Here is a 20,628-nt window from a genome sequence, read left to right as displayed (position 1 = left end):
GATTATCGACTTTGCCGACCTGACTAGTCAAAGCTCTGATTGAGCGCGGAACTTCCGTAATTCCACAAAGCTCCCACTCGCGTAACCGGCGCTTAAGAGCACACGCTCCTGGCCCAGTAACCAGGTTGCTGTCACTGTGACGAAGCACGGTGGTTGGCGGTCGTAAAGCTCGCTTGTTGGCGGCTTGTCGGGTTCATCGAGCAAGTGACTCGGGCCCGACGAGCCGTCAGGGGTTGACGACAGTCGTTGTAGCCGATTTCGCGGCGGCTTTTAGCGAGTTCGGCCGGGCGGGACCCAGCGCCGCATCGCATCAGTGTTGATCTCTACCAGTTCCAGGCTGTGCGGATGCTGCCGAATCGGGGTGAACCTCGGGACTGTATATGTCTTGATACCTTGCTCGATGTTCCACGCTTCCAGTTCGGTCTCGCCGGAGACCAGCAGCAGGTTCCCGTCGGAGAAGTAGCGTCCACCAGGGCCGGGGAAGGTTGTGACCGTCAGCATGGCCATGGATGTGACGTAGGGGCTCGGTCCCGCGGCGGTCGGGTCGAGGACGCGGATGCAGGGCGGGTGCTCTCGGTCGCCGACGTCCTGGACGGCGATCCGGTTTGAGGTGACCCATGCGATTCCGCGGTCCCATTCCTCCAGGAACGGATACTCGGCGCGCGAGGGGCCGTCCTCTGACTCCCAGACGTTGTCGTCCAGCCACGCGGTCAGACTCCAGACTGTCGGCATGCCGAAGGGCTGCCATATCCAGCCGTCGTCGCAGATCTGGTTGCCATCTGGGCTGAGGTAGAGCGCCCCGTGGAAGTAGTCCAGGTAGTGGGGTGGTTCGTCCTCGTGGTTGCGGCGCTCGGGTGTTTCGCGTTCGGTGAGCAGTCGGCCAGTTGCCGGGTCGCTGACATCCAGCCGGTTCCATCGCGTGCGGTGGATCAGTACGGGCGAGCCGTCGTGCTCGGCGAAGGCCAGCGCGAACGGTACGACGTGTTCGCAGTAGTCGCCGCCGTCCAGGGTCATGGTCGTGCGGCCGGTCGACAGGTCGATGACGGTTCCGGTGGTCCCGTAGTCGTCGACGACGGCTGCGAATCGTCCGCATAGTGACGCGTGGAGCCGCCGCCGGATCTTGTCCGACCCGCTTTCGGCCGGTGGAATCGCCGTCAGCCTTTGAAAGACGGACCGGCCCGGGGCCCACCTGCTCAACACGCCGTCCTCGCCGAGTACCAGCCAGGCGGGGACGTCACCCACCATGATGCCGGCCATGTCGGCGACTGGGCCCATGCCGTCCGGTATCGCGGACTCGACAGGAGCAGGGCCTTCGACCTGTGGCATTGGACGAGGCTATCGGGCGTCCCTGCGTTCACGCATTGCGGTTTCTGGAGGCGGCCAGCGACAGCGATCCGGGAAATGCGGGCTGGGGTGGTGGCTGGTTCGCGGGGGACTACCCCGGACACCCGACCCCCGCAGCGAAGGGAACAAGAACGGATCAACCGACCATTCCCACGAGCGCCGCGCTCCGAGCAAGTCACGCAACAACACTGTTCCGTCTCAGCGAAGGTCGGCTTGACGTGGAAGCTTAGCTGCGCTGATGCCAGTTTCGTTGAGACGGTCTCGGCCTACGTCTCTCACGGAAGGTGGCAACTTCCTTTGATCTTCAGAACGGCTTGCGGAGGCCGTGACGTTCGAGAGCGTCGGTATAGCGAAGCATGACCGCATCAAAATCTTCGAGAAGGGACTCCGTCGCCTCTAGCGCCTCGGTTGCGTCGGTGGCCAGGCATGCATCTCGAATCTCGGCGACGTCGGACCGTAGGCTCGCCAGGCTGTCGCCTTGGATGAGCACACCCGGAAACTGCCTGCCGGGCATGCGGATGACAGCGTTGTTGCTGCCGTCGGTGAACAGCTCGACCTCGACGCGCTCCATATGCGTATTGCATCATGTCCCGTCTCAATCGATCATTGCCGGTGAGTAGTGATGTGACCTGGGCGGATGCAATCGGAGGTGAGACGGGCTGAGTTGCCTGTCTCACCTCCGATTGCCGTTCGGGTGTGGATTGGCGGGATCGTCTCAGTTCGTGTTGTCGGTGCCGCGGGTTTCGGGGTCAGTCAGGCAGGGCGCGGTAGGCGGCCGCGTTGGCGATTCCGAACTTGCGGGCGAGTTGGGGGACGGAGGCGCCTGCATCATGTTGCTGTCGGAGGTCTTCGACCTGGGCGCCTTTGGGTCGGGGCGGGCTGGAGGTGCTGTTCACGCGGTTCGCGGTCGGATCAGCCCGGCGGATGAGGCGCTGCACTGATACGTGGCATCCGGACTACGAGTCCGCACCACACAGCAACCCGCTCATCTTCACGTCCAGCCAGACCTCACCGGGGTGCAGTCCATCGTTGACCGACACCGAGATGCCGAACCCGTCCCTGGTCCAGCAGTCGGACTGAGCGCCGACGGGATCCCGACGCCATCCCGCTTGAGCGAGTAAAGCTGCGTATGCGGACTCAATGTGCGCCGAGGAGTCGCCCGTATCGAGGTCGAAGCCGGCGGCCCAGGTGTCGTGGGACGCCGGGTAATGCGTGAACGGCAGACCCGTTACCCCGTCCCGCCGAGTGGACACGCGGTACAGCACGTGTCCGCCGGCCGGAGCCGGGATGGCTTGTACCAGCGCATCGCCACGCCGCAACATCCGATCCCGCGCGGCGATCGGGGAGTAGATCCATACCCCGAGCGCACCGACGGCGATTACGGCGACGACGGTCAGAATCACCGGACGGCGATGACCCGCGATCCAGGAGTAAGGCCTGTCCCCCATACCTTCACTCTCTCGAACGACGACCAGGCTGCGCCTGCCGCCCCCCGTCAGGTTGCTGACGAACCACCGTACGGCGGATCGGTCATGGTCACGAAGACCTGGTAGCCACTGGCCTGCAGCTCGGTATCGACCGTCGCATCGAGGCTGAACCCGTCTTTGGTCCAACAGCCGGAGTAGGCGTGGACCACACCGATGACGTCCGTCGAGACGCCGTCCGGGGCGCCTTTCGCGACGCAGGCGGCGTCCCGGTTCCATCCGGCCTGCGAAAGCTGCGCCGCGTATGCGGTGGCGACCTGCGATGGGGAGTCCACCGTGTCGACGTCGAACGTGGCGTCCCAGCTGTCCTGGGTCACCGGGGAGTCGGCCATCGCCTGGTCGAACCACCCGGAGCGGCGGGTGGACGAACGGTCCTGAAGGTGTCCGCCAGCCGGGGTCGGCATCGCCTGCAGCAGGGCGTCGCCGTGTTGCAGCATCCGATCCCGTGCCGCGATCGGCAGGTAGATCCGGATTCCGATGGCACCGACCGCGATTGCGGTGACGGTCAGGATCACCGGAAGGCGGTGGCGGGCGATCCATGCGAAAGGCTTGGCTTCCATGGCTTCACCCTCTCGGAGGACGCCGTCCTGGCCCAGGGCTCGACTACTCAACTTACCCGGCGGAGCTACTCAATCCGATGCTGAGCCCACCAACGCGCGGCCAACGCCTCGTCATCGGGCTCGGCGTCCGCCGGGCCGGCCGGATCAAACCACTCGTGAGAGGGAGCGGAACCCGAGACGAGCCCTGATCACCGACAGCCACGACAGCGCCCAGCCCGCCCGGCGACAACGTCACATGAGACACCGAAAACGGTCCGGGCCCCGACCGGCAACGAATCCTGAGACCAGCCGCGAATCCAACAACGTGACTTGAGACAACGACAACGTCACGCGAGAAGGGACACATCACGAGGCATCGACACAGATCGATGAGACCGCGCAGGGCTCCGTGACGATGACGTGAGAATCGGCCAACTCCGACGAGACGGGACAAACACCACCCGAAGGAGGACGACTACCGTGCGTCGAAGACGCCAGCTATCCAGCCTCACCGCCAACTAGCGTGCTTCGTCACAGTCACCCGTACCGGTCGATATCGCCCCAAGAGCGGGATTTTGCTGGACTTCGTCGTGAAGTCGAGCGTCCATGGTCCTGCGCGGCCTGGTCCGCCGACCCGCACCACAGGCCAGGCCGCGCGCAACGCCGAATTGTTTGACAGGAAGGGGTTCCCACCGATGCCCGAAACGCTCGATCATCCTGTCCTCACCGACGCGCAGGCCGCGGTTCTCGGTGCGCTGTTGAGTAGGCCGGACAGCACAGCCAAGGAACTCGCCGACATGGCCGGCACCGGCGGGTCGACGACTGCCAAGGCGCTCGTGTTGTTGGAAGGGATGGGCTTGGCGCGCCGTACCTTGCATCAGCCGAGCGACGGTAAGCGTGGTGCGGCGACCTGGCGGCCGACGGCCATTGCCCGTCAGGGACCTGCGATTGGGGACACCGCCTTGCACAGCCCAGCCGAGAACCCGCAGGCAGAAGTCGAAAAGGTGGGTGGTGGCTCTGCTCAGACTGAGGACTACCGGCGCGAGAAAGAGACAGAGCTCGCGGTAGTGCCGGCAGCCGTGTTGATGACCGGGCGGCTCGCATCCGGCGGTCTGAGGGCGCTGGTGGTCGAGCTGCTCGCGTCACGGCCTCAGGTTGAGTTCACCCCGACCTCGATCGGTCACTTGCTTGGGGGGCGTTCGTCGGGAGCCGTCGCCAACTGCCTGAGCACCTTGACCGAGCAGGGGGTGGTCGAGCGCACATCTGACAAGCCGCGGCGGTATCGCTACGTGGCAAATAGGCCGGACCCGGTCTGACGACTTGAGTAAGAGATCACGACAGGCGGCCCCGACGCCGCTGCGAACGGCCCGGGGCCAGCACGGAAGGAAAGAGCTTCCATGCAGGACCAGAGTACTTCGATACCTCCGATCGGCGTCGCGCTCGCGAGGCCGACCCATCCGCCCAACCCGGTCATCAGCCACCAGGAGATCAGTGTCCTGGTCGTAGCGGCTCAACCGACCGCCGTCGCCTGGGCGCGGCGACACGCCGCCGACATTCTCAGCCGTTGGGGACAGTCCGAGCTCGAGTGGGCTGTCTGCCAGGTGGTCTCGGAATTGGTTACCAACGCGGTCACAGCGACAGCCACGCCCCCGGACCCCGATCCGGTATCCCCGGCAGCCGTCCGGCTCACGATCCGGCTGCTCGCGCGCCGCGTGCTCGTGGAGGTATTCGACACGGCCCCGGAACTGCCCGTTCCCCAGGTCCCGTCGGGCGACGACGAGCAGGGACGCGGGCTTCGCATCGTCGGAGCACCGGCGACCGACCACGGAACGGCTCTGGGCGGCAAGGGCGGAAAAACAGTCTGGGCGTCTTTTGTCCGCGTCTCCGGCTGACACCCGAACCGGACAGATCCGTCTGGCCACCGCAGGGCGAGGACGGCAATCGCGGTCCTCGCCCTGCTCGGGCTCGAAACCCTCGCTTCTCATCTAGCGAAGCAGGCCCCTGCGATGCTTGACTGCTCTACATGCCTAACGTCGGGGATTACGGCAGCGCGCTGGGCGCGCTCGTTGCGCTCGCAGCCGCCGGCTTCGCCGCACGCCAGGCCCACATCCAGCACCGCCGTGAGGACTTCGAGCTGGCTCGCGCACTGCACGCCGACCTGACTACCGGCCCGTTCGCCGAGGCCCGCGATCTGCTGGGCGCCGTCGTCTTCGGCAAAGCTGCGCCAGCCGGGAAGAGCGTCGATGACGTACGGCAGGCCTACTTCACGCTGCTGTGGTGCTTCGAGCGGATCGAAGGCGGGAGGCGGAGCATGGCCGACCGGCATCCTGTGAACAACGCGGGTGGCGGAAGTTCCGACCGCGCTATTGCCTTCCTGGACGACGTGATCGGCTGGCACGTCCGATTCTGGCGCAAGGACTTCGACACGGTCCGCGACTGGCTCAAGCAACAGACCGGCGCGAAGATCTCGGACGAGGATTCCAGTGCCGCGTTCAAGCGCCTGGCAGACCACTTTCCGTAGACACCTTCCAGAAGGGCCCCTCACCGCGGCGTGGTTCGAACCCATCTTCAAGAAGGAAGGCGCGATGACGAATTCTGAGCGACATGGCCGAGGAGCCGTGCCTCGGTGGTTCGTCGTGATGGTCACGGCAATGCTCATGTTGATCGCCATCCTCCTGGTCGTTCTCGTTACCCGTCCCGGTGCACCAGCAGCAAAGGGTCCGGTGGCACCGCCATCAGCAAGCGACCCATCGGACTACTTCGGCAACGGAACCGCACAGACCGTGACGGTGATCGTCACTCCCGGAATGACCGGCTACGACATCGGCCGCGCCCTGCAATCCGCTGGCGTGGTGAAGAGCGCCAAAGCGTACGACGATGCAGCGAACCGCGACCAACGCTCCGTCGGCATCCGGGCCGGAAGCTACATACTGCACGCTCATATGAGCGCGGCAGCAGCGCTAAGCGCGATCGTCGCCCAGACCCCCGCTCCGGCTCCGTAGTTCGCGCCATCAGTAGAGGAGCTCGCCGCCGGTCGCGATGAACTTGCGTTCGTTCGGGTCGTGTCCGGCCGGCGGCCACTTGCATACGCCTGGGCCGAGCAACTCATAGCTGATCTCGCCCATCCAGCGCGCCCATTCGCCGGGGTCATCGAACTCCGGCTGTGGGAACGGCAGGTGCTGCGGGATGTCCTGGATCCTCAGGCGGCTGCTCGTTGCCGCCGGCGCGTCGCTCGACATGGTCTTTATGCTCCCGCACTTGCTCCACGGCTCGCAGCGGCGACACGCGCCGGGCATGCCGCTTGTGGGGTCGGACTCCCGTCACCCGGCTTGGTCGTCGTATCCGGTATTCGCGATGACGAGGTCGTCGATGTGGTCGGCGGGCAAGCCTGCAGCCTGACGCGCCCGCTTCCGCTCGGTGGCGAGAAAGGCACCGTCCGGGTCTTCGTCCAAGTCTTCGGCGGTGATGCCGGCCAGGCTGTCGAACAGTGCGACCAAGCCGCGGGTCGCCCATGCGGCGGCTTCGCGGTGGTACCCATGTTCTTGGAGGGTCTCGGCGACGATGACGAACATGTCGGGATCCTCCAAGCGCAGCTTGCGCGCGGCCTCGATCACCGCCAGCGCCTCCTCGTCGCGGTTCCGCTCGAACAGGAATCCGGCGAAGTAGGCGTGTGCGCTCCCGACGACGAAGCCGCCGTCATCGATCGCTGCCCGGTACAGCTCCTCGGCGGTGGTCTCGTCCCCAGCCATCGCGTAATAGTCGGCGGCTTCGGTGTAGTCCTGGGCCCGTGATCGGGGATCCTCATCACCGCTGAGGCGCAGCGCCTTCGCGAGCTCGAGGATTTCCTCGGGGCTGCGTGACAGGAAGTGCCGGGGGCCGCGAGCCGGCTGGTTGGTACGGCGGGACTTACGGCGGGCCATCCGTGCAGCATACTGCCGCGCAGGTCGACCGCCGGTCCGGAACCAGTCATCCGTCCTGGTGATGTTCTCGATCCTCTTCCAGGACGGCAGAGTCACCAGGACGGTCCGCGGCCTCGTCCTGGAGGACGGACCACACCGCGCTCGCCTTGCCGTTGCCGACGCCCATGCGGGCACGCAGGGCGTCCCGAGAAGGGCTGACTCCGTCCGCGATGAGGGTAGCCAGTGCGGCTCGGCCCCGGACGACCAACTCCTGGTCCGGACCGCGACGTGGCGCTACAGGTGGCGGCAGGACGTCCTGCTTCGGACGGGGACGATGGCTTGACTTGGTCTTCCGGACGGGAGGGGCCGTTGCGGGCTGGATGGCCGAGTCGTCCTGCTTGCTCAGGACGTCCTGGCACGAATCGTTCTTCGGAACGGACCGCTCAGCGTTCTGCTCACGGCGTTCGTCTCCGCCCAGGACGACGTCCTGCGGCCGGGTCGATCCGAGCTGGCGAAGGCAGGCGACGAGCAAGTGCGAGCCGAAGCCGATCGCTGCGACGGGCAGCGAGGCGATGGTGAAGACGAGCAGCGGGTGCAGCGGCTGGTGGACCACGCCGCCGGGCTGGATGACGCCCTCGCCGTGCAGGAAGTTCAGAAGCAGCGACGCGCCGGTCGTCACGCCGGCGACCGTCAGCGCATACCGCCGGGCCGCCGCCTCGTGGCGGAGCCAGATCGCCGAGGCGACGGCGACCGCGATCAGGCCGTCGACGGCCAGCGGGTCACGGGCGGAGGCGGACCGGCTCTGATGGATCGCGAGGAAAGCGTCGCGCAGCGGGCCGTACGAGCCGAGAAAGCCGACGACGACGATTCCGGCGACCGCCGTGGTGAGGACGGCGGCAGCGGCGTAACGGCTGACCGGGACAGTGACGCGTCCGGCCTGGTCCGGGACGTGAGTCATCGGGTGGGTTCTCTTTCTCCTACTGGAAGGTTCCGAGTTCGGCTGGCGGCACGGCACCGCGCGTTGACCTGAGAAGTTCAGAAGCCTTAGATTCTCGCTGCTCTTTTCGATGTCAGAGGGTGGGGGAACAGCGTGACCAAGTGCCCGGAATGCCGTATCGCGCCATGGCACGCTGCGGACGGTTCGTGCCGCTACTGCACTCGCGCCAAGGCGCGAGTAACCGCAGGCCGGGTGCCGATGGACAGCGCGCTGAAGATATTCATCGCCGGGACCGTGGTGGCGAACACGGTGGTCTTTGGCGCCCGGGCCGTGCTCTATGTGCTCAGCTACTTTGCGATCGGTGATCTACGGAACGGCGACCTCACCGCGATCGACACGATCAACACCTACCGAACGTGGACGCAGATCGACTTCTGGGCCACCATCGCCAGCGCAGTGCTGCTCACACGTCTCCAGCGCCAATGGATGGATGCCGGAAACGCCAACGCGCTCACCCGGCCTGAGATCGGCCTGGGCTGGTTCCGCGGCATGCCGAGCAGCAAGACCTTCCAGGTTTGGCAATGGGCGCAAACCGTCGGCTATCTCTTGATCATTTTTCTGAACATCGCATTCCACAACGCCGCCAACGGCGATGACCAGTTGAGGGCCTGGGCTGTTCTGGAGGTCTTGCTGTGCTCAGCGGTCATAGCCGCCTCGATCGGCACGACGATCGAGGCTCGGCGAATGACAGCAGAACTGCTGGAGCGGATTGACGTGTCGGAGCAGGCCGTGCAGGCGGTGCGAGCCACCGCGCCCGACCCTATCGCTTGACGAGCTCGTCTCTCGGCCTATTGCGCGTCGGGGGAACTGGCGTTGCGGTAGATGTACGCGATCAGGGCCGCTGCCGCAGCGGGGATACGTGCGGAGGCAACGCCTGCCTCAGCGAGGGCGGCTTCAAACGCGGAGACGGCTGCACTCAGCACGGCCAGGTTCTCGGTCGACGTCGAGGCGGCCTCGAGGGCAGCAGCGTCGAGCGCTGCGATGGCAGCCGAGATCACGGCCTCATCAGAGGCCAGGTAGGCGATGAGTTCCGGTGAGGCGCCCGCCGTGTCGTAGCCCTCAGCGTTGTCTACCACGATCGGGTTCGGTGGCGGAGTCGGAGCCGACCGGGTGTCGGGACGGGATGTCGTGGCAGGTGCGCTGCCTTGCATCCCGAGGGCGGCGCTGAAAAGACCGAGTGCGCGCCGCAGGCGGAGCGTGTGGTGGTGACGCGATGGCTCGGAGAGCCCGAACCAACAACCGTCCACCGCCAAGCGCACGAGATCATCCGCGTGCAGCGTGAGCGCGTTGATTTCGCGAAGCCGAGCCTCAGGACCCAGCTCGGCGAGAGCCATCCGGCAGGTGGTGTAGTAGCCAGTCGCGACGCGGTCGGTACGGGCGCGTTGTCGCCACCAGGCGAGGAGGTCGGCGGCGGTGCTGCCAGTCGGGAGTGGGGCGTAGGGGGTCATAGTTCGCGGGTCCTTGTCGGATAGGGCCGGGCGGGCGCGGGCGCGGGAGCCGGAGCGCCCGCCCGGCGGTCTGTGACGGGCGTCAGGCGCGGTCGTCGTCTAGTTCGACTGCGTCGCCGAGTAGCGCGCAGAAGTTTGCGATGAGCTCGGCTGGCGTGTCGTCGGTGAACGTGGCTCGCCATGCCCGTCCGGTATCGCCGTCGGCCGGCCGGTAGTCGATGAGCCACAGCGGTTGTCGAGGGACGGTTGGCGTCCGTTCAGGACGGAACTGGACCTTGAGCCGGTGGTCGGCCGATTCGGCGGTGACGTTGCTGCCCTTGGCGTCGCAGGACCATCCATCTCCGACCAGCAGGTCCAGGACGGTGCCAGGCTCGCCTGTTCCACAGGCGCAAGCGAGTACGGTCGTCATGACAACGCCTCCGCCTCACTGGTCGGGGGTGCGGCCGGGGTTGTTCGGAACATCGAGGCGGTTTTGGCGACGGTCCCCACCAGATTCAGCAGTGCCTCGTGGTAGGTGGCGACCAGCGCCGGGATGTCGCGCAGTGTGCCGGTGGGGACCTCCACCATCAGGCCGTATGGGATGTCTCACGCGGCACTGGTCAGGTCGCTCACGACCGTAGCGATCTGGTCCTCCAGCCGCTCGGCGGCCCATTCGACGCGGCAGGCGTTGGCGTGCAGCAGCTCGATGACGATCGCGGCCGGGTGTCCGTCGGCTGCACGGGTGAGCTCGGCGACCGTCATGTAGGGGCCGAATTGGCGGATCAGGATCGCGTCCACCGCCGGGTGGTATTTGACCTTTGGCGTGCGGGGCGTGGTAGCTGGCATAGGAATTCCTCCGGGAAACGAGTGCTGATCAGGGGTTGAGTGACCGGGGCCGGGGCGGGTGCCAGGCGGGCGTCGGCCCGGCACCCGCTGTTCACTCAAGCGGCGGCGTCGCCGTGGCTTCCGAGGTCGCCGTAGTCCAGGCCGACGGTGTGAGCGGCGATCTGGAAACCGACCAGGGCGGCGTCCAGCGCGGACCGAGAAGCGTTCACCTCGTCGGCCGCCGTGGCGACGTTGTTCATCTCGCCGTACAGGTTGGCCGGGTCGTCCGGGGATCCGCACTCGGCCAGGAACCGGCGGGCGGTATCGATCGCCGCCGAGGCGAACATCAGGAACCGGTCGTAACCGGCCTCAGCCTCGTCGGCCCAGCCGACCGCGTCGACGATCTCCCCGGCCAACAGTCGGAACGGGTCGCAGGGGTCACCGCCGTCGGCGAAGGCGGACAGGGCTTCGAAGTCCATCCCGGTGATGCCCTCGGCGCGGTCGCGGGCGAAGGTACTGGCGTTGGTCGGGTCGATCACGGACTCAGACACGATGGCTCCTCTTCGATGGGGTTACGCAGGTGGCAGGCCGCCGGCTTCCGGCATAGCTCCGCCCCAGGGCGGTGGAATCAGGGGTTTCAAGCGCGGCCGCCGGGCCGGTAAGTGCGAGTGGGATTGCGGCTCGGCGGCCGGATCAGGGGCGCGCCGCTGTAGGCACGCTGGCGATGCCTACAGGGTGTCGTCTGAGAGGCGTGGCTCGGGCAAGTCAGGGCCACCGGCCCACGCCATGGGGATGAGGCCGCCGTTGGTCAGGTCGGCGTCAAGAGCCGTGAACCTGACCGCCAGGGCTTCGGCGTGCTCGCGGTGCACACACTGGGGGTCAGAGCAGGCGAACGAGGATTGCACGGTCCGCGTGGCGTTGCGCGCGAGCTCTCGGAGTTCCGAGAGAATGAGGTCAGGTTCCATGACGCTCCTCTTGATCGTGATGGGTCGGGCGGATGGGTTGTGGTCCTGCTTCCCGGCGGGTGCGGTGGCTGCCGCGCCTGCCGGGCCTTGAAAGCCATTGACGCTTTCGCGTTTTCGCCCCTCACTTCCTTATGTACCCATTGTCGCTCGATGAATTAACTCGAGTCCAGCCCAAAGCGGCCATTTGCCACCCATTCGGCCTACCGATTTCACAGAACCTTTTACCGCACTCACGAGACGACCATCGGAGTGCATTTGGGAATTCGCACTTCTGACAGCAATGGTCATCGGCCGACGGACCGGTCGCGCCGGCGAACGGCCGAGCACGACGTAGGGCTCACCAACACGGCTGGCGCGTGAAAGAAGGAAGGTCGGTAGGGGTAGGCGGGCCGGAAGCCGCCGAGAGGAACGAAATGGGCCACGCACGCCGCGACGCGGGACGACGATAGATCGTGGGATGCACGATCCGTCGGGCAGCGGCAGGCGACCTTATACCGTCACTGACCTGCCAATTCAGGTGATGCGTGCCGGGCGGTCAGCGGCGGGGATATCGGCCCCCATAGCGGCCCCCGAACTGGCGAGGAAGTCGGCGGGCATCACCCCGCCGGCGCCGTTGCCGCCAGGAGATCACCGGCTGCGAGCGGATCCAGACGGATGACTTCGCCGGGCCGCGGTGCGTCCAGCACAACGCCGGCTCCGTCGAGAGCGCCCAGGTAGATCGCGACATGGTGCGCGAAGGTCGGACTTCCGTAGAAAACCAAATCTCCTGGACGGAGTCGTGAAAGCGATTTTGTGGGGCTGCTCCTCAATTGTTCCGTCGCAGTTCTTGGAATGTCAATTCCCGCTGCAGCGTACGCTGCCTGGGTCAACCCCGAACAGTCGTATCCCGCAGGTCCCGTACCGCCCCAGATATATGGCATCCCGATCCGTCGGGCGGCGAACGCCACGACCTGCGCAGCCGCTCGCGTCGGCGCGTGGGCCTCAGCCGAAGCGACCAGCGCAACGTACTGATGCGCGCTGAACTCGTGCTCAAGGTGCCGCGAGTCACCGACCACTGCATGCCACAGCGCGTCAAAAGGCCGGGTGGCGACGGCGGTGACTGCGGAGGCCGCAGCCGTCACCAGTACGACGAGGAGGAGAAAGAACGCCGCACATGCTGCGGCGATTCGACTCGGCAGGCTCACGGACGTTCCCTCCACGTCGAGCGGTCGGTGTGTCAGACGGCATGAGCGCGTTGGCGCCCGCCCTTCTCACGGAGCGACGCCGCCCCAAGCACCGCGAGCGGCAGCCGCGCCATGTCGGCCCCGGCAAGGCGCCAGATGGCGCCAGCCGGCTCGGATCTCGTCGGATCGCCGTAAGCGGTGGCCACCGGCACTTCGCTTCGTTGCTCAGCGAGGCGGCGGTGTAGGTTCTCGTCTCTCGTAGCGCTCGGGAGCCAGAACAGCACCGGGCAGGTGACGTCCGCCGCGAACGCGAGATCCGCGTAACCGACGAGCTTGGCCAGCAGCCGTTCCTGAGTCTCGGTGCCTGTGTCGTACTCCAGGAAGAAGTCGCACCACGCCTCGCCATCGCGCCAGCGGCCGAAGCCATCCGGCCGCACCTGACCTCCGAAGATCCGTGCGCAGGACCACTCCGAACGCCAGACCTCCAGCTCGCATCCCGGGTTCTTGCGGGCGTGCGCGATCAGCTGGGAGAAGACCTCGTTGGTTCCACGAAGGTGAGCCAAGTCGGCGCGCAGCGCCATCGCGACCGCTCCGAGTGTCCCGACTCGCGCCAACCGATGCCGGCTCGGGGCTGCCTCGTCGTCGCCGACCACCAGCCGGAACGCCTTCGCCGTCAGCGTGCAGTGCAGCGGCGAAGTCCCCGAACTGCACGGCGGCCGGAACGTCTCGATGAGGCCGAACGAGCGCATGGCAGCGATGCGCTCGCGCGCGGTGCGTTCCCTGGGGAACAGGATGCGGGCGATCTGCCTGCTGGTCAGCATCCTGTGCTCGGCCAGTAGCCGCAGCATCTCGGCGTCACGCGATGTCAGACGATCGGCGACCGCGACCTTCGCCACCGTGTCCCTGTTCTTTGCCGCTCGACTCATGCGACATCACGCAGCCCTTCGCTTTCTCGGGTCCGGGCCGCGAGGTCGGAATGGACTCGGCGACGGATCGCGTCGGCTCTGCCTGGAATCGCAGGCGTCAGTGCTCTGGTGCGCATGGTGAACGCGGGCGCAAGTGCGCCGTCGGCGAGGAGACCGACGGCTGCCTGATAGCCGCCGAGGTGCGATAGGTCGTGCTCGGTCAGTACAGGCGCGACGTGTTTCTCCAGTACGCGGCCGTCCTCCGGGGAGCAGGCGAAGAACACCTTGTTGCGGGTGTTCGCCGAGATCCCCTCGCGCAACTCGCCCGTGAGCTGGCCGAGGTTCTGGTGCGCGAGCACCAGGGAGAGCCGGTACCGCGTGCCTCGGCGAGCATGTCCTCCATCGGATAGGGCAAGTTGAGAAAATTGTGACTTTCATCCATATAGAGGCCAGCGTCAATACGCCCGCCTTCCTCGCTCCGGGCTCGCGTCGCCGCGGCCTGCCACGTCGCGGCGACGATGAACGAGCCGAGCAGCCGCGCGGCGTCCTCGCCGAGTACGCCTTTCGGCAGCCGGGCGAGGCAGACTCCGCCGTTTAGTACTTTGCGCAGGTCCACCGTCGACTCCGGTGTGGCGACGATGTCCGACACGAAGTCGCGGAGGAGGAAGGCGCGCAGCTTGTTGAGAAGCGGCGCCGCAGCGAGGCCCTGCGCGGTCACCGGAGGGTCGTTGAAGCCCTTCCAGAACACCTTCAATACTCGACCGTTCTTCGTATCCCTCGGCAGGGCGCGCACATAACGCTCCCGCACAACCGGGTCCGTCAGCAGGGCGGGCACGTCGGCGAGCGTCGGCACCTTGTCGGTCTTGGCGGACAACAGCGTCAGGCACGCGGCGCGGAAGACGTCGTCAGTACGCGGTCCCCAACTGGAGGCGAAGATCCGGCTGAAGATGCCGACGACGTTGTCGACGACCAGGCCGGGTTCACCCGAGGACAGGATGTTCAGCGACGGCTTCGGGCCGTCGTCGGTCGGGTCGATCAGCACAGTCCTCTCGGCGGTCTGTTCCGGCAGGCGGTCCAGCAGGTCTCCGATGAGGTCGCCCTTCGGATCGATGACAACGACACCGCGCCCGGCCGTGACGTCGTCCAGGATCATGCGAGCCATCAGCGTCGACTTACCGGAGCCCGTCGAGCCCATGATGTGCGTGTGCTGGCGACCGTCCGCGACCTTCAGCGCGACGCGCCGTGCGGGGCCGGCGTCCGCGTCGCCGAGAACCTTGAGCTGGTCCTCATCGCCAGACGAGGCGATCCGCACCGGCGGAGCCACGACCCGTGCTCCGGCCCGCGCTACTCCGATGGCGGTGGTATCCATCGGTAGGTGTGCCACCGCAGCCAACTCGGCGACCGTCAGCAGATCCCCGCCGTTGCAGAACCTTAAAGCCAAGGTGCGAGCGGGTCTGAACAGCGGCTTGCGGCGCCACTGTTCCGTTCGGCATGGATCCCGAACGCGGAGGCAACCGAGTGCGCGAGGCCACGCAGCCGCCGGTTGATCGCTTTGCGCTCCGTGCGGGTCCGAGGCTCGGGAGTCGATGTGGCCACTGCATACCGAACCTCGGTCTCCCAAAGCGAGCCCGTCGACTTCCCGACCGCCGCGCGCAACGCCGCCGAGGCGACCGGGTCCTGGCGCGAGACCGCCCGCGCGATCGGCTTGCCCGGTGAGACGGCGTCGAAGACGACAGTGCGAACTGGCACCCGGACCGAGGCACCTGACGCCTGGTGCTTCAGCTTCAACAGCTTCCGGTGGTAGCGCCGGACCCGTCGGCCGGTCGCTGGCCTCGCCAGCACCTGCACCGCGGCCGACTCTGGTCCGGTCAGGCCGCTGGCCGCCTCCAACAGCGGACGTAACGGGTCGACGTCATAGTCCGACCGCAACGGCAGGACCTCCGGCTTGGCCAGCCGCAGCCGTCCGCCGGTCGCCGTGGCGGTGAGCGGAATCGGAACATGAGCCGGGGTGACGACGGTGGTCTGTGCCCCGGGCCACGCGGCGGTGACCGCCCGCTCGACCATGCCAGGCGGCACGACACCGGGAACCCAGACGCCGAGCGTCAACGCGTCGGCGGTCCACGTGTACTCGAAGACAAGGTGCGGCTGTCCGTCGATGAAACGCCGCCAGGCGGGGCGCAGCATCGCATGCAGATGTGCCCAGAACGCTGCGCCGGATCCCGGCTCCACGTGCGGCGGTACCAGGATCTCGATCTTGCGCGCCCCGGCGGCCATCAGTCGGCGGTGCCGTGAGCGCAGAACGACGCGAAGGCCGGTGACCACGCATGCCAGCCACACCAAGGTCGTTCCGATCAGCGGCCACCACTGCACGAGGAAGGCGCCAATGATGTCGAGCCACGAGGAAAAGTAGCCGCCAGGGTCCTCCAGGAAGCGTGTCAGCGGAGTGGCGCGCAGGTCGGTTCCGGTCGGCGAGGCCGGAACTGCCGAAGGATCGGCAGTGTGGATTACCACGGCGACTCCTCTTCATCGATGGCGTTCGGGTTCCGCGCAGCCATGGCTTCGATCTCTGCCGGATCCGAAGTCGCCAGAATGTGTTCTTGATCGGACGAGATGGCCGTAAAGGCTGCCCTGGACGTCCCCGAGGCGATGAGGCCACTTCCCCGTGTCGCAGAGAGCAAGTAAGCCTTCTCACCTGCGGACAGCCGGAAGGCGGCGGCGACGTGGTCGATCGCTTGCGGAGCCTGACGCAGCAGGATCTGAGTCGCGGCGTTTGCCACGACCGCCTTACCCAGATCCGTTCCGAGCAGGTCTGCGGCGTCCTGGGTGACGACCGCCAACCCGGCCCACTGTTTGCGGGCCGCCTTAGCCATGCGGAACAGGAACCGCGCCCCGGCCGGCTCCTTCATCAGCAGCCAGGCCTCGTCAACCACGACGAGACGCCGCTGCCTGTGCTCCGGATCGGACACGGTGCGCCAGATCGCGTCCAACGTCAGCAGGGTGCCGATCGCCTTCAGCTCGTCCGGAAGCTGTCGTAGGGCGAACACGACGAGGTGGCCGTCGGCAGCCGTCGTCGTGGGACCGTCGAACAGGCCGGAGAACGATCCCGTCGTGTGCGGGGTCAGCCGTTCAGCCAGCGATGTGGCCTCCGCGCTGTCGGCTCGCGCCAGTAGCTCGACGACGTCCTTCAACGTCGGCGCTGGGCGTGCGTGAGTCCGAGGATCGTCGATGATCCCGGCGTGAGCGTAGGCCGACAGGATCGCCGCATCCAGCGCTGCGCGCTGGCCACCAGTCAGCTCGGCGCTGAGCAGAACCGCGACGACGGAGTGGACGAAGAGCGCACGACGCCGCACCATGTCCGGGCTACCGGACGCTCTCTTGGGCAGGTCCAGCGGGTTGACCCGGACGCCGGGGGCTCCGAGTTCCACGATCGTTCCGCCGACGGCGTCAGCCAGACGGGTGTACTCCTGCTCCGGGTCGACGACCAGCACCTGCACGCCCTGATATAGCGAGCGCAGGATGTCGAGCTTGGTGAAGTACGACTTGCCGGCGCCAGAGCGGGCCAGGACGACGGAGTTGTGGTTGTCGCAGGCCCAGCGGTCCCACACGACCAGCCCCGAGCCCGTGCCATTCGCCCCATAGAGAACCGGCCCCGGAGCGTTACGGCCGGAAGCACCGCCAGACGGCAGCGGCAGATCGGCCGAGGTGAAAGGGAACACCGTCGCCAAGGCTTCGGTGTCGAAGGTACGGCGCAGCCTCAACAGGTCCAGGCCTAGCGGCAGCGTGGAACACCAGCCGGCAACGGTGCGGAAGGTCGCGGGGACCAAGCGCAGCAGCATCCCATCTGCGACCGACTTCACCGCCGCGCAGGTGTCGGCGAGTTCATGTTCGGAGTCGGCAGCGATCGTCAGATATACGCCGACCGCGAACAGCTTCCCCTCCCCGCACGCCACGCGGTAAGCCAGTTCACGCGCGTCGTCGGCGGCGGCCTCGGTCTCCGGGTCGTCGAGCCGCCCCTTCTCCGCCGACGCCCGACGTCCGGATTCCAGGCGTGCGCGTTGCTTGCGGAGCCGGTCAGCGGCGACGGGAGCGGGCACCGGATCGATGTGGATGGAGACGTCGATCCTGGCGGGGAACGCGAGCAGCGGTTCCAGCCATCCGGCGGCGACCTCGGCCGGATAGCCGGTGACGGCGAACGTGGCGGCGTAGGTCTCGCCGATCCGGAGCCGCTTCGCGCTGACTTCCAGGCTGGCCGGGCTCAGGCCGATGTCGACGCTGTTCTCGCGGGTGCGGCACCTGCGCGAGCGAGGTGACAGGACGCCGAGTGCAGTCGGAGCCGGGCTGATCATCGGGGGGCTCCTGTCCTGGTCGTGGCGGATCGGTCGGGGTCGAGAGCCGCGCCGAGAACGTCGGTCGCGGCCACCGCGTCGAGGACGGTGACGTTCAACTCGCATCCGGCGAGCACGGCGGAGCTGTCGTGGGTTCGGCGCAGCAGTCGTTGCTCGGCCTTAGGGTCTGATTCGTGCGTGGCGATGAGGACTTTGCGGTCCATCAGCGTGCGCCGGGATGCGAGATCATCCAGGAAGTCCGCGTGGTCGAGGGCGGCCTGCTCCAGCAACGGATGCGGTAAGCCGCCGGCACGCTCGCGCAGCAGCGCCACTTGGTCGCCCAGGTCGGCCGGAGTTGTGCGGGAGACGATCTGGACCGACCCGGTCAGGGTGTTGAGCCAACGCGCGAACCCGCCGATCAGCACCTCCTGCTCGGCATGCGTGCGGAGAGCGAAGTTCACGGTCGAGGACTCGGCGAGCGAACTCACGCCGTCTGGGCCGAGGCGGATGGTCCCGGATTCGGTCACCGTACGGACCGGGAGGTTCAGAGACACGGGTGGCTTCGTGCGACCGCGCATCGCCGCGGTGATGAAGGTCGGCGGTTTCCGAACACCTTCAGGAGCAGGCACCTGCCGACGCGGGGAGGCGGCCTGTTTCAGAGCCGCCAGCAACAGCCGGTCAACGCTGACGCCGTCCCTATTCATGCTCACCGACAGCGCCACCACGAACAGCACCAGCAGCCACGGGGCCACGGGGCCACGAACAATAGAGCTGGAACCCAGGTCCGGACTGCCATCCACAAGCACCAGAGGACGGCACCGGTGCCGCCGATGACGGCCACTTGGCGCATCGTCAGCGATCCGATGATCTGATCCTCCTTCTCGATGTTTCCGGGGATGCGGACCGTCCGGTAGCCGTGCAGGTCGTCGTCGGTCATGAGGGATCTGCCTTCTTTCCGGGCTCAGTGGGTTCTGGCAGGACTGTCGGATAGGGCGCAGGCCAGCGCGCCGAGGCACGGACGGTTCGCGGCTGCCGCGGCGGTGCTGCCTTCGGCGCTTTCGGTCCGCGTTTCTTCATCGGCTCGACGTAGTCCGCCGCGGACACGAACATCGGGACAAACGGCGAGGACGTGGAGGTGGAGTTACTCGCTGCACGGACGGGCGCAGCTGCTGCTCGCGGTGCCTGCGCTCGTTGCGATCTCGGTGGCGGAAACAACGCGTCGTTCCGGAATCCAGAGCTCAAGCGCGGGGACGCCGAGGCGGCCACTGGCGATTCGGCAGGCTGTCTTACCGGTCTGGCCACTGGCGGGAACAGCCCGTGCTGCTGGCCGCGAACCGGTGGCGCAGCTACGGTCGCCCGGTGCCGGGCATCCAACCGGGCGCTTCTGCCAGGCGGGAGCGCAGGTGGAGTTGGAGGCGGCTTCATCGGCGCGCGGCCCGGCGGCGTCGGTTGAGGTGGCGGTGGTGGTGATGACGGCCAGATCCGGGTCACGGTCACTGTCGGCGACTCTGGCGACCAGCCGCCCGGTCCTGCCCCTCCCGGACGCGGGCCCACGAACAGAGCCAGACCACCTCCTGGAGCAGGAGGACCCGGCCGGGAACGGTTCACCCACGCGGCGCCCGGCGGTCGGCGAGGCGGCGACGGGCGGCGCCCGACCCGGCCCCGCATCGCCATGAACGCCTTGTAGTACAGGAAGTTCCGCAGCAGCCCGCTGGCCATCGTCCCTCCGAGCGGCTGCCGTCCCAGCGCGATCCGCGTCGCCCAGATCGGGATCTTGATGAGGACGAAGAACAGGCACAGACAGAGCAGCAAGTCGATGAGTCCGCCGTCCGACGGGACACCGAAGATGAGGTCGGCGTGGGGGTCGAAGAAGATCTGCAGGCAGGTGATCAGGACGAGTGCCTGCCCGAACTGCGTGGCCAGGCATGCGAACACACCGCGCCACCACAGCTTCGCCAGGCCCTCGGTCTGCGGCAGAGCGTGGCAGGCGAACGCCAGTGGCGCACCCGCCGTCAGCACGATAAGGATCGCCGCGCGAATCAGGTAGGTGATCAGCAGTGCCAGCCCGAGGACTGCCACAGCGCCGCCGAGCAGGATCATGAACAACGTCCCAACGCCGCCAGACAAGAAGATCTTGTCCACGATCATCGACGTCAGCTGAGCGCCGATCCCCTCAGCCGACACCGGCCGATCCAGGATCGCGGCCGACAGTGCGTTCCCCAGCGAGACACTTTGCTCGATCGCCCACAGCGAGGCGTTCGAGGCGATGACGCCGACCACCAGGCGCGGTGCGATCTGTTTGAGGCTGTAGCGCGACTGCACGGTCTCGTGACTCATCACGATGACGCCGCCGACCAGGACGAACAGGGCGTAGAGCGTGTTGGCGGTGACCAGCGTTCCTGTCCACACCTCGGCGATCCGGCCGTCGCTCACATCCGGCGAGGACAGCAGCACCGAGCTCACGAGCTTCAGCACCGGTCCAAGCGCAGACTTCACCAGATTCCCGAACCAGCTGTTGATCGCCTTCTCGATCTGGCCGGGGATGTCGAAGAAGCCGGGATCGGAGCTCTGCGGCGTATCGGTGCCCATCGGCTGCGGCGGCGGGGCCATGGTCCCGCCGCCGACGAGCGGGCCGTAGATGCCGGGTGTCAGCGGGCTCGGCGTCGCGCCCGGCGTCGTGACGACCACCGGTGGCGTCGGGGCCGGGCCTGGATCGGCCCTCGCCGTGCACGCGACGATCACCACGATTGCGGCC

At 67.0% G+C, this 20,628-nt stretch carries 26 protein-coding genes; 5 read left to right on the top strand and 21 right to left on the bottom strand.

The features are described 5' to 3' along the window. Positions 1–270 precede the first annotated feature (270 nt). The 4 genes from ABH926_RS49600 to ABH926_RS49585 form a co-directional block, all read right to left on the bottom strand. A complete protein-coding gene (locus ABH926_RS49600) occupies positions 271–1,326 on the bottom strand; it encodes a hypothetical protein (protein WP_370374396.1) in 1,056 nt (351 codons plus the stop codon). A 322-nt stretch (positions 1,327–1,648) separates the two neighbouring features. Next, entirely contained in the window at positions 1,649–1,915 is a 267-nt protein-coding gene (locus tag ABH926_RS49595; protein ID WP_370374395.1) for a hypothetical protein, read from the bottom strand. Between the two features lie 385 nt (positions 1,916–2,300). Next, entirely contained in the window at positions 2,301–2,747 is a 447-nt protein-coding gene (locus tag ABH926_RS49590) for a hypothetical protein (protein WP_370374394.1), read from the bottom strand. Positions 2,748–2,839: 92 nt separating this feature from the next. Next, positions 2,840–3,388: a hypothetical protein gene (locus ABH926_RS49585; protein ID WP_370374393.1), complete on the bottom strand. Its 549-nt coding sequence runs from the start codon at positions 3,386–3,388 to the stop codon at positions 2,840–2,842. 674 nt (positions 3,389–4,062) lie between these two features. Here ABH926_RS49585 and ABH926_RS49580 point away from each other — a divergent pair. The 4 genes from ABH926_RS49580 (at position 4,063) to ABH926_RS49565 (ending at position 6,369) form a co-directional block, all read left to right on the top strand. Further along, the gene (locus ABH926_RS49580; protein WP_370374392.1) at positions 4,063–4,683 is read left to right on the top strand and encodes a MarR family transcriptional regulator; all 621 of its coding nucleotides are present in this window, start codon (positions 4,063–4,065) and stop codon (positions 4,681–4,683) included. Positions 4,684–4,764: 81 nt separating this feature from the next. Then, on the top strand, positions 4,765–5,259 hold the full coding sequence (locus ABH926_RS49575) for an ATP-binding protein (RefSeq protein WP_370374391.1): 495 nt from the start codon (positions 4,765–4,767) through the stop codon (positions 5,257–5,259). 131 nt (positions 5,260–5,390) lie between these two features. After that, on the top strand, positions 5,391–5,888 hold the full coding sequence (locus ABH926_RS49570; RefSeq protein ID WP_370374390.1) for a hypothetical protein: 498 nt from the start codon (positions 5,391–5,393) through the stop codon (positions 5,886–5,888). Between the two features lie 64 nt (positions 5,889–5,952). Next, positions 5,953–6,369, top strand: a complete 417-nt coding sequence (locus tag ABH926_RS49565) for a hypothetical protein (RefSeq protein ID WP_370374389.1) — start codon at positions 5,953–5,955, stop codon at positions 6,367–6,369. A gap of 9 nt (positions 6,370–6,378) precedes the next feature. On the opposite strand, the gene ABH926_RS49560 is transcribed toward ABH926_RS49565, so the two are convergent. From ABH926_RS49560 to ABH926_RS49550, 3 genes are all read right to left on the bottom strand, one after another. Beyond that, positions 6,379–6,606 (bottom strand): hypothetical protein, encoded by a 228-nt coding sequence (locus ABH926_RS49560; protein ID WP_370374388.1) that lies wholly within the window; start codon positions 6,604–6,606, stop codon positions 6,379–6,381. Positions 6,607–6,687: 81 nt separating this feature from the next. Next, positions 6,688–7,287, bottom strand: coding sequence for a hypothetical protein (locus ABH926_RS49555; protein ID WP_370374387.1), 600 nt, complete (start codon positions 7,285–7,287; stop codon positions 6,688–6,690). A 46-nt stretch (positions 7,288–7,333) separates the two neighbouring features. After that, entirely contained in the window at positions 7,334–8,224 is an 891-nt protein-coding gene (locus tag ABH926_RS49550; protein ID WP_370374386.1) for a hypothetical protein, read from the bottom strand. Between the two features lie 237 nt (positions 8,225–8,461). Between ABH926_RS49550 and ABH926_RS49545 the strand changes: the two genes are divergently transcribed. Further along, the gene (locus tag ABH926_RS49545; RefSeq protein WP_370374385.1) at positions 8,462–9,034 is read left to right on the top strand and encodes a hypothetical protein; all 573 of its coding nucleotides are present in this window, start codon (positions 8,462–8,464) and stop codon (positions 9,032–9,034) included. A gap of 17 nt (positions 9,035–9,051) precedes the next feature. Here the strand turns inward: ABH926_RS49545 and ABH926_RS49540 are convergent, their stop codons facing one another. From ABH926_RS49540 to ABH926_RS49475, 14 genes are all read right to left on the bottom strand, one after another. Next, entirely contained in the window at positions 9,052–9,711 is a 660-nt protein-coding gene (locus ABH926_RS49540; RefSeq protein WP_370374384.1) for a hypothetical protein, read from the bottom strand. A gap of 82 nt (positions 9,712–9,793) precedes the next feature. Beyond that, positions 9,794–10,120 (bottom strand): DUF317 domain-containing protein, encoded by a 327-nt coding sequence (locus tag ABH926_RS49535; protein ID WP_370374383.1) that lies wholly within the window; start codon positions 10,118–10,120, stop codon positions 9,794–9,796. Further along, positions 10,117–10,278, bottom strand: a complete 162-nt coding sequence (locus tag ABH926_RS49530) for a hypothetical protein (RefSeq protein ID WP_370374382.1) — start codon at positions 10,276–10,278, stop codon at positions 10,117–10,119. Before ABH926_RS49530 ends, ABH926_RS49535 begins: the two co-directional genes overlap by 4 nt. Before the next feature lie 18 nt (positions 10,279–10,296). Next, the gene (locus ABH926_RS49525) at positions 10,297–10,536 is read right to left on the bottom strand and encodes a hypothetical protein (RefSeq protein ID WP_370374381.1); all 240 of its coding nucleotides are present in this window, start codon (positions 10,534–10,536) and stop codon (positions 10,297–10,299) included. A gap of 95 nt (positions 10,537–10,631) precedes the next feature. Beyond that, the gene (locus ABH926_RS49520; RefSeq protein WP_370374380.1) at positions 10,632–11,066 is read right to left on the bottom strand and encodes a hypothetical protein; all 435 of its coding nucleotides are present in this window, start codon (positions 11,064–11,066) and stop codon (positions 10,632–10,634) included. A 177-nt stretch (positions 11,067–11,243) separates the two neighbouring features. After that, the gene (locus tag ABH926_RS49515) at positions 11,244–11,480 is read right to left on the bottom strand and encodes a hypothetical protein (protein ID WP_370374379.1); all 237 of its coding nucleotides are present in this window, start codon (positions 11,478–11,480) and stop codon (positions 11,244–11,246) included. Between the two features lie 596 nt (positions 11,481–12,076). Continuing rightward, positions 12,077–12,664 carry a C40 family peptidase gene (locus ABH926_RS49510; protein ID WP_370374378.1) on the bottom strand — a complete coding sequence of 196 codons (588 nt, stop codon included), beginning with the start codon at positions 12,662–12,664 and terminating at the stop codon, positions 12,077–12,079. Between the two features lie 32 nt (positions 12,665–12,696). Next, positions 12,697–13,539: a replication-relaxation family protein gene (locus tag ABH926_RS49505; protein ID WP_370374377.1), complete on the bottom strand. Its 843-nt coding sequence runs from the start codon at positions 13,537–13,539 to the stop codon at positions 12,697–12,699. 229 nt (positions 13,540–13,768) lie between these two features. Beyond that, entirely contained in the window at positions 13,769–14,872 is a 1,104-nt protein-coding gene (locus ABH926_RS49500) for a type IV secretory system conjugative DNA transfer family protein (RefSeq protein WP_370374376.1), read from the bottom strand. A 107-nt stretch (positions 14,873–14,979) separates the two neighbouring features. After that, positions 14,980–15,918, bottom strand: coding sequence for a hypothetical protein (locus ABH926_RS49495; protein WP_370374375.1), 939 nt, complete (start codon positions 15,916–15,918; stop codon positions 14,980–14,982). A 134-nt stretch (positions 15,919–16,052) separates the two neighbouring features. After that, positions 16,053–17,894 carry a VirB4 family type IV secretion system protein gene (locus ABH926_RS49490; RefSeq protein WP_370374374.1) on the bottom strand — a complete coding sequence of 614 codons (1,842 nt, stop codon included), beginning with the start codon at positions 17,892–17,894 and terminating at the stop codon, positions 16,053–16,055. Further along, complete coding sequence (locus ABH926_RS49485; protein WP_370374373.1) at positions 17,891–18,625, bottom strand: PrgI family protein; 735 nt, start codon at positions 18,623–18,625, stop codon at positions 17,891–17,893. The genes ABH926_RS49490 and ABH926_RS49485 overlap by 4 nt, the downstream gene beginning before the upstream one ends. Next, the gene (locus ABH926_RS49480; protein WP_370374372.1) at positions 18,580–18,810 is read right to left on the bottom strand and encodes a PrgI family mobile element protein; all 231 of its coding nucleotides are present in this window, start codon (positions 18,808–18,810) and stop codon (positions 18,580–18,582) included. Before ABH926_RS49480 ends, ABH926_RS49485 begins: the two co-directional genes overlap by 46 nt. After that, positions 18,807–20,561 carry a hypothetical protein gene (locus ABH926_RS49475; protein ID WP_370374371.1) on the bottom strand — a complete coding sequence of 585 codons (1,755 nt, stop codon included), beginning with the start codon at positions 20,559–20,561 and terminating at the stop codon, positions 18,807–18,809. The genes ABH926_RS49480 and ABH926_RS49475 overlap by 4 nt, the downstream gene beginning before the upstream one ends. Positions 20,562–20,628: the final 67 nt, after the last annotated feature.

It is taken from the genome of Catenulispora sp. GP43, assembly GCF_041260665.1.
In the GTDB taxonomy this organism is placed as follows: domain Bacteria; phylum Actinomycetota; class Actinomycetes; order Streptomycetales; family Catenulisporaceae; genus Catenulispora.
This window is presented reverse-complemented; position numbering and strand designations above follow the sequence as displayed.

Bases quoted from the DNA above. Each gene is read 5' to 3' on its own strand.
- ABH926_RS49585 (WP_370374393.1), bottom strand. From the start codon at position 3,388: ATGGAAGCCAAGCCTTTCGCATGGATCGCCCGCCACCGCCTTCCGGTG.
- ABH926_RS49540 (WP_370374384.1), bottom strand. From the start codon at position 9,711: ATGACCCCCTACGCCCCACTCCCGACTGGCAGCACCGCCGCCGACCTC.
- ABH926_RS49560 (WP_370374388.1), bottom strand. From the start codon at position 6,606: ATGTCGAGCGACGCGCCGGCGGCAACGAGCAGCCGCCTGAGGATCCAG.
- ABH926_RS49480 (WP_370374372.1), bottom strand. From the start codon at position 18,810: ATGACCGACGACGACCTGCACGGCTACCGGACGGTCCGCATCCCCGGA.
- ABH926_RS49530 (WP_370374382.1), bottom strand. From the start codon at position 10,278: ATGGTGGAGGTCCCCACCGGCACACTGCGCGACATCCCGGCGCTGGTC.
- ABH926_RS49515 (WP_370374379.1), bottom strand. From the start codon at position 11,480: ATGGAACCTGACCTCATTCTCTCGGAACTCCGAGAGCTCGCGCGCAAC.
- ABH926_RS49525 (WP_370374381.1), bottom strand. From the start codon at position 10,536: ATGCCAGCTACCACGCCCCGCACGCCAAAGGTCAAATACCACCCGGCG.
- ABH926_RS49555 (WP_370374387.1), bottom strand. From the start codon at position 7,287: ATGGCCCGCCGTAAGTCCCGCCGTACCAACCAGCCGGCTCGCGGCCCC.
- ABH926_RS49575 (WP_370374391.1), top strand. From the start codon at position 4,765: ATGCAGGACCAGAGTACTTCGATACCTCCGATCGGCGTCGCGCTCGCG.
- ABH926_RS49595 (WP_370374395.1), bottom strand. From the start codon at position 1,915: ATGGAGCGCGTCGAGGTCGAGCTGTTCACCGACGGCAGCAACAACGCT.
- ABH926_RS49550 (WP_370374386.1), bottom strand. From the start codon at position 8,224: ATGACTCACGTCCCGGACCAGGCCGGACGCGTCACTGTCCCGGTCAGC.
- ABH926_RS49490 (WP_370374374.1), bottom strand. From the start codon at position 17,894: ATGATCAGCCCGGCTCCGACTGCACTCGGCGTCCTGTCACCTCGCTCG.
- ABH926_RS49545 (WP_370374385.1), top strand. From the start codon at position 8,462: ATGGACAGCGCGCTGAAGATATTCATCGCCGGGACCGTGGTGGCGAAC.
- ABH926_RS49565 (WP_370374389.1), top strand. From the start codon at position 5,953: ATGACGAATTCTGAGCGACATGGCCGAGGAGCCGTGCCTCGGTGGTTC.
- ABH926_RS49580 (WP_370374392.1), top strand. From the start codon at position 4,063: ATGCCCGAAACGCTCGATCATCCTGTCCTCACCGACGCGCAGGCCGCG.
- ABH926_RS49570 (WP_370374390.1), top strand. From the start codon at position 5,391: ATGCCTAACGTCGGGGATTACGGCAGCGCGCTGGGCGCGCTCGTTGCG.
- ABH926_RS49600 (WP_370374396.1), bottom strand. From the start codon at position 1,326: ATGCCACAGGTCGAAGGCCCTGCTCCTGTCGAGTCCGCGATACCGGAC.
- ABH926_RS49535 (WP_370374383.1), bottom strand. From the start codon at position 10,120: ATGACGACCGTACTCGCTTGCGCCTGTGGAACAGGCGAGCCTGGCACC.